Here is a 14,432-nt window from a genome sequence, read left to right as displayed (position 1 = left end):
CCGCCCGGCACCCTCGTCCGTACCGCCCGCCCGGCACCCCGTCCGTACCGCCCGCCCTCGCCTCCGGAGCCCCGCCATGACCCGCACCGCCCGCCCGCGCCGCTACCTGATGTGCCGTCCGACCCACTTCGACGTCAGCTACGCCATCAACCCCTGGATGGACCCGGCCAAGCCGGTCGACACCGCCCTCGCCGTCGCCCAGTGGGAGCGGCTGTACGAGCTGTACCTCGAACTCGGCCACCAGGTCGACCTGATCGACCCGATCCCGGGCCTGCCGGACATGGTGTACGCGGCGAACGGCGCCACCGTGGTGGACGGGCGGGTGCTCGGCGCCCGGTTCCGCAACACCGAGCGCGCCGCCGAGGGCCCGGCGTACCTGGACTGGTTCCGGGCCCAGGGGTTCGCCACCCACGACCCGGCGCACGTCAACGAGGGCGAGGGGGACCTGCTGCTGACCGACCGCTACCTGCTGGCCGGCCGGGGCTTCCGCAGCGTCTCCGCCGGGCACGCCGAGGCGCAGGAGTTCCTCGGCCGCCCGGTGGTCGGGCTGGACCTGGTCGACCCGCGCTTCTACCACCTGGACACCGCGCTCAGCGTGCTCGACGGCGACCGGATCATGTACTACCCGGGGGCGTTCTCGGCCGGCAGCCGGGCGGTGCTGGCCCGGCTGTTCCCGGACGCGGTGCTGGTGGCGGAGGAGGACGCGGCGGCGTTCGGCCTCAACGCGGCCAGCGACGGGCTGAACGTGGTGCTGCCGGAGCCGGCCACCGGGGTGGCGGCCCGGCTGCGGGAGCAGGGCTTCCGTCCGATCGGGGTGGACCTCTCCGAGCTGCTCAAGGGCGGCGGCAGCGTGAAGTGCTGCACCCTGGAGATCCGCGAGGCGGCCTGACCGGCGGCCTGACGGCGGCCGGGGGACTCCCCGGTCGGCTCCCCGGTCAACTCACCGATCAACGACGGTGATCGACGCACGGTGCTCGTGCGTCGATCTGCCGTTGAACGCCCCTTGCCATGCTGATCACGTCAGCCCGGGGAAGCCCCCGGGAGTGCCGGGGAGAACCCGGACAACTCCTTCCCGCCAGGGAAGACGACCCAGGGAGCAGTCATGGCGAAGAACTCGACGATCGGCACCGCCCGGATCCGTCTGGCCGTCGCGGGCCTCGGCCTCGGCACCCTGCTCGCCCTCGGCGTGGCCGGCACCGCGATGGCGGACGGCGCCGACGGCCCCGCCCAGGGCGGCACCACCGCGCCGACCGCCACCCCGACCCCGACCGCCACGCCGACCAACGGCAACGGCCACGGGGACTGGAACAGCACCGGCTCCTGAGCCCCGGCCCGACCGCCAGGATCCGCCGAACCAGGGTGATCCGCCGAAGCACCGTGAGCTGCTGAAGAACCGCGAGCAGAACCGTTTCTGCCGCCCCGTCACACCGCCCCGATCAGGGATCCACCAGCGCGAACGCCGGCTCCGCGAGCAGCCCCGCCACCTCGGCGGCCTCCGGCAGCCCCAGCCGCCGGAAGATCGCGTGGGCCTCCCGCAGCCGCGCCCCCGCCTCGGCCCCGCGCCCGAGGTCCGCCAGCGCGCAGCCGAGCACCACCAGCGCCTGCGCCTGGTCCCGCTCCGCCCCCAGCTCCTCGCAGAGCCGCAGCGCCTGCTCCGCGTGGTCGAGCGCCTCGTCCGCCCGGCCCAGCTCGCGCAGACTGTCCGCCAGCCGGTAGCGCGCGTGCGCGGCGCGGTCCCGCAGACCGGCGGCCACCGAGACCGTCAGGCACTCGCCGAACCAGGTCACCGCCTCCTCGTGCCGCCCCAGCGCGTGGTGCGCCAGCCCAAGCACGTACAGCGTGTACGCCCGGCCCGGGTCGTCCTGCCGGGTCCGCAACTCGGCCAGCGCCTCGTGGCAGATCGTCACCGCCTCGTCGGCCCGTCCGCTGCGCACCCGTGCCAGCGCCGCGTTCACCGTGGTCATCAGCGCGCCGGAGCGGTGCCCGAGCCGGTTGGCCAGCAGCAGCGCCTCGTCGTAGTGGTCCACGGCCTCGTCGTAGCGGCTCAGGAACTGGCAGATCAGCCCGAGGTCGTTCAGCGCCTGCCGCAGGATCACCGAGTCCCCGGCCGCCCGCGCGGCCTCCACCGCCCGCCGGGACGCCTCCTCGGCCGCGTCCAGCCGGGTGGCGGCCAGCGCGACGTTGCCGCGCAGGAAGTGCGCCCGCCCCTCCGCCCGGACGTCGCCGTGCCGGGCCGCGGCCTCGGCCAGCGCGTCGGCGGTCGCCGCGAGCTGACGGCTCGGCGGGGTGAGCACGAACGGGGTGAGCGCGATCAGCAGATCGGTCGCGGCGCGCAGTGCCGCGCCGAGCCCGGCCGCCGGGTCGGCGGCGACCTGGGCCGCCAGCGCGACCGCGCCCGCCCGCTCGGCCGTCGCCCACTCGCGGGCTGCCTCCCGGCCGGACAGCGGGACGCCGGGGGAGTGGGCCGGGCCGAGCGCGCCCGCGGCCGGATCGCCCGGCACGGCGTGCTGGAACGCGCTGCACGCGGTGGCCAGCAGATGGTCGAGCAGCCGGTCCCGGGCGGCGACGGCCTCCCCGCCGCCGTGGTCGGCCCCGTCGTCCCCACCATTGCCACTACCGCTACTGCTGCCCGCCCCGCCCGCGCCGTCCGGACCGGGGCCCAGGGCCGGTCGTCGCCGGGCGAACGCGCGGAGCAGGTCGTGGTACCGGTACCGGCCGGGGAACGGCGATTCCACCATCGCCACGTCCACCAGCGCCTCCAGCAGGTCCTCGGCGTCGTACTCGTCGAGGTCCAGCAGCGCGGCGGCGGCCGACAGGCCGATGTCGGGCCCGTCCACCGAGGCGACCAGCCGGAACGCCCGGGCCTGGTCGGCGGTCAGCTGGCGGTAGCTCAGTTCGAAGGCCGCCGCCACCGCGAGGTCCCCGATCCGCAGCTCGTCGAACCGCCGCCGCTCCACCTGGAGGCGGCGGCTGAGCGTCTCCACCGTCCAGCCCGGCCGGGCGGCCAGCCGGGCCGCCACGATCCGCACCGCCAGCGGCAGGTGCCCGCAGGCCACCACCAGCTCGCGGGCCGCCGCCGGTTCGGCCGCCAGCCGCTCCGCGCCGATGGTGCGGCCGAGCAGGTCGAGCGCCTCCTCCGGCTGGAACACGTCCAGATCGACCTGGACCGTCGCCGGCAGCCCGGCCGGGCGGGTGCGGCCGGTGGTCAGCACCGCGCAGCCGACCGCCCCGGGCAGCAGCGGCCGGATCTGCGCCGCGTCCTTGGCGTTGTCCAGGACGAGCAGCAGCCGCCGGCCGTCCACCACCGAGCGGAACAGCGCGGAGCGCGCGTCCAGCCCGTCCGGCACCGCGTCCGCCGGGACGCCGAGCGCCACCAGGAAGCCGCTCAGCACCGCCTCCGGATCGGCCGGGACCCGGTCCGAGCCGCGCAGGTCCACGTACAGCTGGCCGTCCGGGTAGCCGTCCCTGACCCGGTGCGCCACGTGCAGCGCCAGCGCGGTCTTGCCGACCCCGCCCATGCCGACCACGGTCGCGACCACCAGCGCCCGCGGCTGCCCGGTGGCCCCGCCCTCCGCGTCCGGCGCGGCGGCGGCCAGGGCCGCGTGCAGCACCCGGACCGGGGCCGTGCGCCCGGTGAAGTCGGCGGCGTCCGGCGGCAGCTGCGCGGGCCGCGGCGGGGCGCCCGCCGGCCGGGCACCGCGCCCGGCCACCGTCGCCCCGTCGCCCGGGTCCTCGGCCACGCCGGTGCGGCCCGCCGCCCCGTCGGCGTCCGCCCGTTCGGCGCGGGGGCTGCCCGGCCCGGCGCCGGACGCCCCGCCCGGAGCGGAGGACGGCCCGCCTGCGGCGGGGCCCGGCGGCTGCGGCGCGGCCAGCGTCGCGTCGCCCTCCAGGATCCGCCGGTGCAACTGCGCCAGCTCGGCCCCGGGACCGACCCCCAGTTCGGTCAGGAACAGCTGCCGGACGCCGCGGAACACCGCCAGCGCGTCCGCCTGCCGCCCGGCCTGGTACAGCGCCCGCATCAGCAGCCCGTAGGCGCGCTCGTGCAGCGGGTGCTCGGTGGTGAGCGAGGTCAGCTCGGGAATGCACCGCGAGTAGCGGCCGAGTGCCAGGTCCAGGCCGATCCGCTCCTCCAGCAGGGTCAGCCGCAGCTCCTCCATACGCTGCCGGTGCCGCTCCGCGAACGGCCCGGGGATCCCCGCCAGCGGCTCGCCCTGCCAGAGCTCCAGCGCCTGGTTGAGCAGGTCGCGGGCGCGCAGGGGGTCGGCCCCGGCGGTCCGCTCCGCCTCGGCGGCCAGCGCCTCCGCCTGCTCCGCGTCCACCGCGAGTTTGGGCAGGACGAGCCGGTACCCGTCCCCCATCGACATCAGGACGCTGCCCGCGGCCTTCTCGCCGGGGTGCTCCTCGTCGGCCGCCACGGCGTCCAGGACCTTCCGCCACCGCCACGCGTACGTCCGCACGGTGGTCATCGCCGCCCCCGGCGGCTCCTCGCCCCACAGTGCCGCGATCAGGTCCGTGGCGCTGGCCGAGTGGCCGGGCCTCAGTAGCAGTACGGCCAGCATGGCCTGCTGCTGTGGGCTGCCCACCTTGAGCGCCGTCGCGCCGCGGTGAGCCCGCATCAGACCCAGTACGGAAAAACGGAGATCGCTCATACTGCCCCCTGCTGCCCCAAGGACAGTGCCCGCCCCGTTCGTGCACATGTCAGATGTTGTGTGAGTTGTGAACCACAAGGTCGAGCCCGGTGTCGAGACCCCGTTGAGCCTGCGGTGACCGGGCGTTGAACCCCACCGGCAAGAATCACCCTGCCGGGGCCCTCCGGAGACGGTCCGGTCCGCGCCCCCCTTCACCTCCCGCGACCGGGTACCCCCTGTGCCCGGTCGTGATCGCCCCCGCCCTCGGCCGTCGGCGGCGTGGGGCGCCATGACCATACCTTCGGAGGCGGACGTCCGTGAACACCGCTCTGCTGTACCACCTGCTCGACGTCGACCCGGCCGACGGGCCGGCCGAACTGCTCCACCGCGCCCGCGGCAGCCGTCACCTGCCCCACCTCGTGCTCTCCGCCCTGGCCCGCGAGGACGTCCGGATGGGCGAGCCCGCCCGCGCCGAACTGCGCCGCGCCCGCGCCCGCGCCGACCGCTACGCCGGCCTCGCCCTCGACCTGGCCCGGTCCACCGGCGTCCGCGCCATCCACGGCCTCCCGCTGGCCGGCTACTACCCCGCCGACCTGCTGCGGCCCCAGGCCGCGCTCGACCTGGTCGCCCCCGGCGAGGCCGCGCTCTGGCAGGCCGTCGTCCGCCTGGTCACCGACCACCCGGTGGAGACCATCGACGTCACCCTGCTCGGCGACCGCCCGCACCACACCGCCGTCACCCTCCGCTGGCCCGCCGAGGACCCGCTGCTCGACCCCTGGTTCCGGGTCCGCCTGGCCACCGCCGCCCTGCCCGGCGACTGCGCCACCGTGCCGGTCCGGCCCTACCTGGTCGCCGACGACCACGTCGAATGCCTCATCGCGCTCGCCGAGGCCCAACTGCGGCACGGGCGGCACCCCGACGCCGGGAAACCGCCCGCCGGCCCCGACCCGCTCACCCTGCTCGACCTCTCCTGTCTCACCGACCAGCCCTTCGAACCCGCCGAGACCGCCGCCGTCCTGGCCGCCTACCGCCTCGCCCCCGAGGCCGCCGCCCTGCTCGACCTCGCCGCCCCGCTGCTGCCGCTCGGCACCCTGGCCGCCGTCCGCACCGCCCTCACCCCCGAACTCGCCCCCGAGCGCCGCCGCCGCGCCGAGGCCGCCGCCACCCCCCGACTGCCCGTCCGGCACGGCAGCCTGCTGCGCCGCACCGTCATCCGCCACAGCTGGGACGAGGCCCGGCTGCTGGGCGCCGGCGACTCCCACGACGGCGGCGCGCTGCTGCTCACCCCCGTCGCCGACTACCTGCTCGGCGCCCCCGACGCGGCCCCCACCCTCGCCGACCGCAGCACCGCGCTGGACGCCCTGCACCACTGGGACACCCGCTGCTGACGGTGTGTAGTGTCATCGGCTCCGTCCGGTCCGCCGTTCGCCCCCGACCTGCACGGACCTTCCGCCGTTCCACCCGCGCGGCCGCGTCGCGCCCCCTACTGTCGACCCACTGGCACGCGGGGGACGACTTCCGAGGGGGCACACCGTGCACATCTACTGCGACCGCTGCGGGTTCGAGCGGGACTACACCGGAGCGCGCAACCAGGACGGCATGCCCTGCGCCGTCTGCGGCCTCGGCCGTATGCGCAACGGGCGGCCGGCCCGGGGCTTCACGATCGGCGCCGACTTCCGGCCGGTTCCGCGCGACATGGTGGTACCGGACTACCGGGCGGTCCGCTCCGGCAACCTGTCCACCGTGAGCGACTTCAACTACTTCGCGGGCATCCAGGGCAGCGCCTACCAGGGCTTCGTCCAGCAGCACACCAGCTACGTCGGCGCGTTCACCAACCTCCTGGTGCCGGAATCGGAGCAGTTCGCCTGGCTCACCCCGTACACCGGCAACAAGCACAACCGGACCCACTTCACCCAACTCGCGCTCGCCCGGGTCGCGCAGGCCAAGTTCGTCGACAACAAGGGCCGACTGCCCCGGCTGATCGAGCCGTTCGTCGGCTCGGGACAGATCTTCCTCAACTCCGCCTGCTGGGGGAAGGCCTTCACCGGCGGCGTCCAGCTGTTCGCCTCGGTCCTCGCCGGGGACCTCAACCACTACGTCGTCGGCGGCTACTGGACGATGCGCCGGCTCGGCGCGCGCTTCGTCGACGAGTACCTGCGGATGGCGACCGTCTGGGACCGGCAACTGACCTCCAGCTTCGCCCGGTTGCTGCAGGAACTCCAGCAGGGCAAGGCCGCGCTGGCCCGCGCCGGGGACGACCCGGCGACGGCGATGGCGACCTGCTTCAAGTACATCTGGTTGGTCAACCGCTGCGTGCACGGCACCAAGCTGAGCCCCACCGGCGCCGTCGTCGCCACCTGCAAGGACCGCACGGCTGGCGAACTCGTCGCGCTGCGCAGCCAGGAGGAGGCCCGGCTCGGCGCGGTCCGGGACAAGGTGCTGGGCACCGCGTTCGACTTCGAGTGCCGCGACTTCCGCCGCACCTGCGAGCTGGCCGAGCCGGGCGACATCGTCTTCATGGACTGCCCGTTCCCGGACTTCAGCAACGGACTGGTGCCCGCCGACGCGGTGTCGCCGGAGACGGCCGACTCCAGGACCGCGAACACCTACGGCACGGGGGACGACGGCGCGGAGTTCCAGAAAACCATCGTCGACGTCGCCCGGGAACTCTCCCGGGACGGCGTCACCGTCCTGCTCTGCAACTTCGCCAACCCCGGCCTGGTGCACGCCTACCAGCGGCTGGTGGCCAACGGGGTGGCGGCCGGGGACCTCAAGTACCACACCTTCACCTACCGGTCGCCCGCGACCACCGGCGAGGCGTACCAGCTCACCGTCGTACCCGGCGCCGGGAACCGCGCCGTGACGGCCGCGCCGCGGCAGATCCTCGCCGACTGGCACCAGCACGGCGGCGACGACGTGCTCGGCGGCGAGTTCTTCGCGCGGCGGGAGGTGCTCGACGAGACCGAGATGGACTTCCAGCTCCAGTACGACGCGCAGGAGAGCCGCCGCGAGGAGCGGGACGGCGACTTCGACCCCCAGTAGGGCCCGACTCGTCTGGACAGGTGTCCAGGTATGCTGGACACCTGTCCATGAGCGAAGGAGGCCGACCGTGCGTACGGCCGCGAACGTCCTGGTGGCCCTGGTGGCCGCCCTGCACCTGTACATCCTGGTCCTGGAGATGTTCCTGTGGCAGCGGCGGCCCGGCCGGGAGCTGTCCGGTTTCGACGCCGGACTCGCCCGGACGACGGCCCCGCTGGCCGCCAACCAGGGGCTCTACAACGGCTTCCTCGCCGCCGGACTGGTCTGGGGCCTGATCGCCGGCGGCTCGACCGCGACCGGCTTCCAGGCCCAGGTCTTCTTCCTGTCCTGCGTGGTCGTCGCGGGCGTGTTCGGCGCCGCCACCGCCAACCGGCGGATCCTGTTCGCCCAGGCCCTGCCCGGCGCGCTGGCCCTAGGCGCCGTCCTGGCCGCCCGATGAGCCCGGACCGCGCGCCGGCCCGTGACACCGAGGACCCCCGGGCCGCCCGCACCAGGGCCCGACTGCGGCAGGCCCTGCTGGAGGAGTGCGCCGAGCAGCCGCTGAGCGCGACCGGCGTCGCCGCCGTGGTCCGCCGCGCCGGGGTCGGCCGGGCCACCTTCTACCTGCACTACGCCGACCTCGAGGCCCTCGCCGTCGACGCCTGCGCCGACGTGGTGCGCGAGGCCGTCGACGCCCTGCACGCCTGGCGCGGCCTCCCCGACCCGGCCACCCCGCCGCCCGCCCTGGCCGCCTTCCTCGCCGCCCTGCTCCCGCACGCCGACCTCTACCGCTCCCTGCTCGCCCCGGGCGGCAGCGGCCCCCTCGGCCAGGTACTCCACCGCGAACTCCGCGAACGCAGCCGCACCGAACGCACCCTCGCCGGCGCCCCGCAGCCCGAACTGGTCGCCTCCATGGTGGCCGGCGCCTTCACCGCCCTCCTCGCCGACTGGCTCCACGGCGCCGTCGAAGCCACCCCCGACGACCTCGCCGCCCGCGTCTGGCGCCTCCTGATCTCCCTCCACCGCACCCCGGGCCTGTGACCCGGAAACCCGCACGCCCGGGGCACCGGGGCCCGTCGGTCTTGAGCCTGTGCCGTGCCGTCGCGACGCCGTCCTACGGGTGGTACAGCCCACGGGCGCGGGCGGAGTCGACGGGCCCGTCCTGGCGCAGGTGCAGGAAGTAATCCAGCTGCCAGGCCTGCGAGCTGCCGGCCTGGCGGTTGGCGGTCGTCACCCAGGGCGGGTAGACGCGGAAGGCCCGTTTCCCACCGGCGCCGTTCGTCGACACGACACCGTGCCGGCGGAGCGCGTCCACGGGAAAGACGAACTGGCCGAAGTGGTGACGGTCACGGGTGCTGACGACGACGAGGTCGATGGCGTCCGTGCTGTCGAAGGGCTGGATCGGCCCGCCCGGCGACCTCTTCCACACGGTCACGAACTGTCCGACCTTGGTGGGCGTCGTCCTGGCCGCGCGGAACCGGACGGCGAGGCCGTCGAGGGTGAACGCGTGGGCGGCGTAGGCGGCACTCTCGGCCTCGGGAACCGGCTGCGAGCAGACGAACCCGCAGGGGTCGTAGACGAGCGCCTTCGCCGCGAGGAGGTCGCTGTCGACCGGGACGCCGTCCGACCACGGTTCGAGAGGGTGGGGCCCGATCACGAGGCCGCCTCGGCGTCCGAGGCCGGGGCCGTGACCGGGACCGGACAGGGCTGAGGGACGGTCGGGGCCCGGTGGGACGGGTTCCAGAGGCGGTCGGCCTCGCCGCGGGCGAGGTGGGCCTCGTAGATCCGCACCTTGTCCCGCATCACCTCCAGCGTTCCCTGGAGTTCCCGGACCTGTGCCTCCACATGGTCCTGGTGCCGGCGCAGCAGGGCGAGCCGTTCGCGTTCATTACCCGGGCCCTGGCGGGCCAGCTCGATGTACTGGCGGATCTCCGCCAGGGACATCCCGGAGGAACGCAGCCTGGTGCAGATCGCCAGCCACTCCAGGTCCTCCTCGTGGTAGACCCGGCGGCCGTTGGACAGCCGGCGTACCGGGTTGGCGAACAGGCCCTCCCGCTCGTAGAAGCGCAGCGCGTGCACGCTGAGCCCGCTGCGCTGCGCCACCTCACCGATGCTCAGGTCCATCAGCGTTCCCCCTCGTACTGTTGTTGATCTAGACCCGACTCTAGGACCTAGCGTCGGGCCGTCAGCGCATCGGGGCACACAGGGCCACAGGCGCATCGGCCCAAGCCCATCGGCCCACAGGCCCACAGGCCCACAGGCCCACAGGCCCACCGGAACGGGGAGAAGAATGAGTATCTGGTTTGTCACCGGGGCATCGCGGGGGCTCGGCGCGGCGATCGTCCGCGAGGCGCTGGACCGGGGGCACGGCGTGATCGCCACCGCGAGGGACTCGTCGGCCGTGCTCGATGCGTACCCGGACACGCCGGACGGCCTGCTCGCGGTGGACGCGGACGTGACCGAACCGGGGCAGCTGGCCATCGCGGTGGAGGCCGGCCTGGCCCGGTTCGGCCGGATCGACGTCGTCGTCAACAACGCCGGTTACGGCCTCGTCGGCGCCGTCGAGGAGACCTCGGACCGGGCCGCCCGGGACCTGTTCGACGTGAACGTGTTCGGCGTGCTCAACACCCTGCGGGCGACGCTGCCGACCCTGCGCGACCAGCGGTCCGGGCACGTCCTGAACATCGGCTCCGTCGGCGGGTTCGCCACCGCACCGGCGACGGGCCTGTACGGCGCGTCGAAGTTCGCCCTCGAAGGCATCTCCGAGGCACTGCACGGCGAACTGGCCCCGCTCGGGATCCGGGTGACGATCGTCGAGCCGGGCGGCTTCCGCACGGACTTCCTGGGCGGCTCCAGCCTGCGGACCGAGCCGGCCTCGATCGCCGACTACGCCGAGGGCGCGGGACCGGTGCGCGAGGCGCTGGTCCGCTACGACGGCCACCAGCCGGGCGACCCGGCCAAGGCCGCCAGGGCCGTGGTCGACCTCGCCGGGGCCGCCGAGCCGCCGCTGCGCCTCCAGTTGGGCGCGGACGCGGTCGAGCGCGTCGAGGCGAAGCTGGAGCTGGTGCGGCGCGAACTCGACCGGTGGCGGGACGTCGCGCTCTCCACCTCCGCCTGACGGCCGCCGTCCGAGCCCCGCGCGCCCCCGCACCGGGCCCGGCACGTGACAGCGGACCGCGCGCAGTCCTCCCGCGCGATCCGCTCCCACCTGTTGGCCGTCCCACCGGCGCTCGCCCCCGGAACCTACCGGGGGTCAGCGGCAGAGGGCCGTGTCGACCGCGTCGGTCAGCCGCTTGCCGGTGGGCGCGTCCGGGACGGTGGTGACGGTGATGTTCACGGCCCGGCCGTCCTCCGTGACGCCGCCCCGGGTCCGGTAGCCCGGGGAGGTGCCGCCGTGGCCCCAGACGAGACCGCCGCAGGTCAGCGGCCTGCTCTGGAGCCCCAGGCCGTAGCGGACCCCGTCGCCCAGGAGTTCCGCGGGAACGGTGGTGCGCATCTGGGCGAGCTGGGCGGCGGGCAGCAGCCAGCCGCCCAGCAGCGCGCCGTAGAAGCTGTTGAGGTCGGTGTTGGTGGACACGACCGCCCCCGCGGCCCAGGCCATCGAGGCGTCCATCGCGGTGTAGTCGACCAGCGGCGCGTCCGGGGCGGTGCGCAGGTAGCCGTGCGGATGGGGCTCGTGGACGGCGGTGTCCCCGGCGGCCGGGACATAGGTGTGGCGCAGGCCGATCCGGTCGATGACGCGCTTGGTGACCTCCTCGCCGTACGGGCGGCCGGTGACCTTCTGGATCAGCAGGCCGGCCACCAGGTAGTTGGTGTTGCTGTACTCCCAGCCGGTCCCGGCGGCGAAGCGCGCCTTCTGGGCCAGGGCCCCGTCGAGGAGTTCGCGCGGCTCGGAGTAGCGGTACTGGATGGCGGTGAAGTCGGCCAGCGCGGGGGCGTCCATGTAGTCGGGCAGGCCGCTGGTGTGCTGGAGCAACTGGCGGACCGTGATGTGCCGGCCGTCGAAGCCGTCGCCGCGCAGGAGACCCGGCAGGTAGGTGTCGACGGCCGTGTCGAGGCCGATCCTGCCCTCGGCGACCAGTTGCAGGACGACGACGGCGACGAAGGCCTTGGTGTTGCTGCCGGCCCGGATCTGTCCGTCGACCGGGACCCGGGCCCCGGTGGCCAGGTCGCCGACGCCGGCGGTGTAGGTACGGCTGCGGCCGTCGCGGCCCTTGACCGTGGCGAGGGCGGCGGGCATCCCGTCCTCCTGCACCAGCGCGTCGAGGCGCTGCTGCACGCCGTCCGGGCGCGGTGCGGCGGAGGCCGGGGCCGGGGTGAAGGCGGACAGGGCGAGGCCGGCGGCGGCCGTGGCCGTCATGGCGTACCGCACGAGGCGGATGGGGTGTGCCCTGCGCTGCGGGGCGTGTTGGTTCATCGGGGCTCCACTGCTGGAAAGCGGAAGGGAAGAGGGGAAGCGGTGGCTGCCCGGGGATCAGCGGCAGAGCGCCTCGTCCACCGCCCGGTCCACGCGCTTCGCGGTGTCACCGTCCGGGATGGTGGTCACGGCGAGGCTCACGGCGCGACCGTCGTCGGTGGTGCCGCCGGCGGTCTCGTAGCCCGGGATCGTCCCGCCGTGCCCCCAGGCGACGCCGCCGCAGGAGAGCGGGCGGCTCACCAGGCCGAGTCCGTAGCCGGCTCCGGCGCCGATCCCCTCGGCGGGGACGGTGGTGCGCATCTGGGCGAGCTGGGCCGCGGGCAGCAGCCGGCCGCCGAGCAGCGCGCCGTAGAACCGGGTGACGTCCGTGTTGGTCGAGACCATCGCACCGGCCGCCCAGCCCCAGGACGGGTCCAGCTCCGTGTAGTCGCGCAGCGACCCGTCCTCGGCGCGCTGGTAGCCCTTGGGGTGGGCCTCGTGGATCGTCATGTCCCCGGGGGCGGGGAAGTAGGTGTGACGCAGGCCGATCCGGTCGATGACGCGCTTGGTGATCTCCTCGCCGAGCGGGCGTCCGGTGACCTTCTGGACGATCATGCCCGCCAGCAGGTAGCCGGTGTTGTTGTACTCCCACTGGTCGCCGGGCGCGAAGTGGGCCTTCTGGGCCAGCGCGGCGTCGAGGAGTTCACGCGGCTCGTAGTAGCGCTTCGGGTCGTTGAGGACAGTGTCGCGGTCCACATACTCGGGCAGGCCGCTGGTGTGCTGGAGCAGCTGGCGGACCGTGATGTTCCGGCCGTCGATGCCCTCGCCGCGCACCAGGCCGGGCAGGTAGTCGTCCACCTTCGCTTCCAGGCCGACCTTGCCCTCGGCGACCAGCTGCAGGACCACGACGGCGGTGAAGACCTTGGTGTTGCTGCCGATCCGCACCTGTCCGTCGACCGGCACCCTGGCCTTGGTGGCCGCGTTGCCGACGCCGGCCGTGTAGGTGCGGGTGCGGCCGTCGCGGCCCTTGACGGTGGCGAGGGCGGCGGGCATCCCGTCCGCCTTCACCAGCGCGTCGAGGCGCTGCTGCACGACGTCCGCCCGCGGGGCGGCGGAGGCCGTGCCCGGCGCCAGGACGCCGGCCACCACGGCGGCGGCGGCCACCGCGGTCACGGCCGCGGCCATCCCGCGCCGACCAGCGCGGAGGCGGGTCGGAAGGTGCTGCTGCGGTGCGTGCTGCGGTGCGTGCTCGTTCACGGGAAAGCCCCTCTGGGTAGGCGCCGGAGCTCTTCTCGGCGCCCTCCAAGAGGACCATCCGACGGCCCGTCAATCCGTCGGCGCAGGGGACGAGACCGCACCGGGAACGTGCTCCGGGTCGGCGCCGAGCACGGGACCGTACTCCCGGGGCCGTCCGGCGGGACACCCCGGTTTTGCTCGCCCGGCGTCGCCCGCCCGGCCCGACCCGGAACGCGCACCGCTAGGCGGTCGCCCCGTGGATCCGGGTCAGCAGGGCCATCAGCTGCTTCCGCTCGTCCGCGGTGAGCGGCGCCAGCAGTTCGGCGTTGGCGGCTTCGGCCAGGGCGCCGCAGCGGGTGAGGACGGCGGCGCCCGCCGGGGTGACGGTGACGGCGTTCTTGCGGCGGTCGGAGGGGTGGGGGCTGCGCAGGACGAGGCCCTCGTCCTGGAGGTGGTTGAGGATGCCGACCATGTCCTTGGGGTCGACGGACAGCCGGCGGCCCAGGTCGGCCTGGGTGACGGGCCCGTACTCGGCCGTCGCGGCCAGGACCGCGTGCTGCATGAGTTTCAGCCCCTGCGCGGCGATCGCGTCGGCGACCATCCCCCGGCCGCGCGCCGCGACCCGGCCGACGAGCCACGTCGGCAGGGACTGGATGTGCTGGAGCGGCGAGGCGGGGTCCGGGTCCGAGACTGGGTCCGGGGCTGGGGTCAGGTCCGAGGTCATGGGCTCAGCCTATCCACCAAACCGTTGGACAACCCAATGACATTCGCTCTATCGTTGGGGAATCCAATGAGTTCGGACGGGGAGGTCCTGTGCTGCGCATTCGCCATGAGGTCGACGGCGGACCCGAGGTGCTGTTCGCCGAGGAGGCCGACCGGCCCGAGCCGGGGGCCGGGGAGGTCCTGGTCCGGGTCGAGGCGGTCGGGGTGACCCTGCCCATGGTGCGCAAGCTGCGGGGGAGCGGCGAGCCGGTCCCGCTCGGCGGCGAGGTCGCCGGGGAGGTCGTCGCACTGGGCGCGGGAGTCGCCGGCTTCGGCGTCGGGGACCGCGTCACCGGGCTGTGCTTCACCGGTGCCTACGCCGAGTTCGCGGTCCTGAGCGGCGCCATGGCGTCCCGCATCCCGGACGGGGGGGGCGCCGGGGGTGGGGGCGC

The 14,432-nt window shown here is 74.7% G+C and carries 14 protein-coding genes; 8 read left to right on the top strand and 6 right to left on the bottom strand.

The window, feature by feature from the left end:
• Positions 1-76 precede the first annotated feature (76 nt).
• Together ddaH and SM793_RS27500 are read left to right on the top strand one after the other, a co-directional pair.
• On the top strand, positions 77-889 hold the full coding sequence (gene ddaH, locus SM793_RS27505; RefSeq protein WP_320440983.1) for a dimethylargininase: 813 nt from the start codon (positions 77-79) through the stop codon (positions 887-889).
• A 213-nt stretch (positions 890-1,102) separates the two neighbouring features.
• Complete coding sequence (locus tag SM793_RS27500; protein ID WP_320440982.1) at positions 1,103-1,324, top strand: hypothetical protein; 222 nt, start codon at positions 1,103-1,105, stop codon at positions 1,322-1,324.
• A 112-nt stretch (positions 1,325-1,436) separates the two neighbouring features.
• Here the strand turns inward: SM793_RS27500 and SM793_RS27495 are convergent, their stop codons facing one another.
• Positions 1,437-4,616, bottom strand: a complete 3,180-nt coding sequence (locus tag SM793_RS27495; protein ID WP_320440981.1) for an AfsR/SARP family transcriptional regulator — start codon at positions 4,614-4,616, stop codon at positions 1,437-1,439.
• Positions 4,617-4,945: 329 nt separating this feature from the next.
• On the opposite strand from SM793_RS27495, the gene SM793_RS27490 reads away from it, so the two are divergent.
• The 4 genes from SM793_RS27490 (at position 4,946) to SM793_RS27475 (ending at position 8,687) form a co-directional block, all read left to right on the top strand.
• Complete coding sequence (locus SM793_RS27490; protein ID WP_320440980.1) at positions 4,946-6,016, top strand: hypothetical protein; 1,071 nt, start codon at positions 4,946-4,948, stop codon at positions 6,014-6,016.
• A gap of 145 nt (positions 6,017-6,161) precedes the next feature.
• Positions 6,162-7,670: a hypothetical protein gene (locus SM793_RS27485; RefSeq protein ID WP_320440979.1), complete on the top strand. Its 1,509-nt coding sequence runs from the start codon at positions 6,162-6,164 to the stop codon at positions 7,668-7,670.
• A gap of 67 nt (positions 7,671-7,737) precedes the next feature.
• Positions 7,738-8,106, top strand: a complete 369-nt coding sequence (locus SM793_RS27480) for a DUF1304 domain-containing protein (RefSeq protein WP_320440978.1) — start codon at positions 7,738-7,740, stop codon at positions 8,104-8,106.
• The gene (locus SM793_RS27475; protein WP_320440977.1) at positions 8,103-8,687 is read left to right on the top strand and encodes a TetR/AcrR family transcriptional regulator; all 585 of its coding nucleotides are present in this window, start codon (positions 8,103-8,105) and stop codon (positions 8,685-8,687) included. The genes SM793_RS27480 and SM793_RS27475 overlap by 4 nt, the downstream gene beginning before the upstream one ends.
• 73 nt (positions 8,688-8,760) lie before the next feature.
• Here SM793_RS27475 and SM793_RS27470 read toward each other — a convergent pair whose 3' ends face one another.
• Together SM793_RS27470 and SM793_RS27465 are read right to left on the bottom strand one after the other, a co-directional pair.
• Positions 8,761-9,303 carry a MepB family protein gene (locus SM793_RS27470; RefSeq protein WP_320440976.1) on the bottom strand — a complete coding sequence of 181 codons (543 nt, stop codon included), beginning with the start codon at positions 9,301-9,303 and terminating at the stop codon, positions 8,761-8,763.
• Positions 9,300-9,770 (bottom strand): MerR family transcriptional regulator, encoded by a 471-nt coding sequence (locus tag SM793_RS27465; protein ID WP_320440975.1) that lies wholly within the window; start codon positions 9,768-9,770, stop codon positions 9,300-9,302. The genes SM793_RS27470 and SM793_RS27465 overlap by 4 nt, the downstream gene beginning before the upstream one ends.
• A gap of 166 nt (positions 9,771-9,936) precedes the next feature.
• Between SM793_RS27465 and SM793_RS27460 the strand changes: the two genes are divergently transcribed.
• Positions 9,937-10,764 (top strand): oxidoreductase, encoded by an 828-nt coding sequence (locus SM793_RS27460; protein ID WP_320440974.1) that lies wholly within the window; start codon positions 9,937-9,939, stop codon positions 10,762-10,764.
• Positions 10,765-10,899: 135 nt separating this feature from the next.
• Here SM793_RS27460 and SM793_RS27455 read toward each other — a convergent pair whose 3' ends face one another.
• The 3 genes from SM793_RS27455 to SM793_RS27445 form a co-directional block, all read right to left on the bottom strand.
• A complete protein-coding gene (locus tag SM793_RS27455) occupies positions 10,900-12,063 on the bottom strand; it encodes a serine hydrolase domain-containing protein (RefSeq protein WP_320440973.1) in 1,164 nt (387 codons plus the stop codon).
• 57 nt (positions 12,064-12,120) lie between these two features.
• Positions 12,121-13,227 (bottom strand): serine hydrolase domain-containing protein, encoded by a 1,107-nt coding sequence (locus tag SM793_RS27450; protein ID WP_320441000.1) that lies wholly within the window; start codon positions 13,225-13,227, stop codon positions 12,121-12,123.
• Between the two features lie 292 nt (positions 13,228-13,519).
• Positions 13,520-14,002, bottom strand: a complete 483-nt coding sequence (locus tag SM793_RS27445) for a MarR family winged helix-turn-helix transcriptional regulator (protein ID WP_320440972.1) — start codon at positions 14,000-14,002, stop codon at positions 13,520-13,522.
• A gap of 89 nt (positions 14,003-14,091) precedes the next feature.
• On the opposite strand from SM793_RS27445, the gene SM793_RS27440 reads away from it, so the two are divergent.
• The coding region (locus SM793_RS27440; RefSeq protein ID WP_320440971.1) for an alcohol dehydrogenase catalytic domain-containing protein at positions 14,092-14,432 on the top strand (341 nt) is incomplete at its 3' end.

The sequence above is a fragment of the Kitasatospora purpeofusca genome, assembly GCF_034043715.1.
GTDB lineage: Bacteria > Actinomycetota > Actinomycetes > Streptomycetales > Streptomycetaceae > Kitasatospora > Kitasatospora purpeofusca_A.
Note: the sequence above shows the minus strand (reverse complement) of the source record. Positions and strands in the feature narration are given on the sequence as shown.

Bases quoted from the DNA above. Each gene is read 5' to 3' on its own strand.
- ddaH (WP_320440983.1), top strand. From the start codon at position 77: ATGACCCGCACCGCCCGCCCGCGCCGCTACCTGATGTGCCGTCCGACC.
- SM793_RS27500 (WP_320440982.1), top strand. From the start codon at position 1,103: ATGGCGAAGAACTCGACGATCGGCACCGCCCGGATCCGTCTGGCCGTC.
- SM793_RS27495 (WP_320440981.1), bottom strand. From the start codon at position 4,616: ATGCGGGCTCACCGCGGCGCGACGGCGCTCAAGGTGGGCAGCCCACAG.
- SM793_RS27475 (WP_320440977.1), top strand. From the start codon at position 8,103: ATGAGCCCGGACCGCGCGCCGGCCCGTGACACCGAGGACCCCCGGGCC.
- SM793_RS27465 (WP_320440975.1), bottom strand. From the start codon at position 9,770: ATGGACCTGAGCATCGGTGAGGTGGCGCAGCGCAGCGGGCTCAGCGTG.
- SM793_RS27460 (WP_320440974.1), top strand. From the start codon at position 9,937: ATGAGTATCTGGTTTGTCACCGGGGCATCGCGGGGGCTCGGCGCGGCG.
- SM793_RS27455 (WP_320440973.1), bottom strand. From the start codon at position 12,063: ATGAACCAACACGCCCCGCAGCGCAGGGCACACCCCATCCGCCTCGTG.
- SM793_RS27450 (WP_320441000.1), bottom strand. From the start codon at position 13,227: ATGGCCGCGGCCGTGACCGCGGTGGCCGCCGCCGCCGTGGTGGCCGGC.
- SM793_RS27445 (WP_320440972.1), bottom strand. From the start codon at position 14,002: ATGACCTCGGACCTGACCCCAGCCCCGGACCCAGTCTCGGACCCGGAC.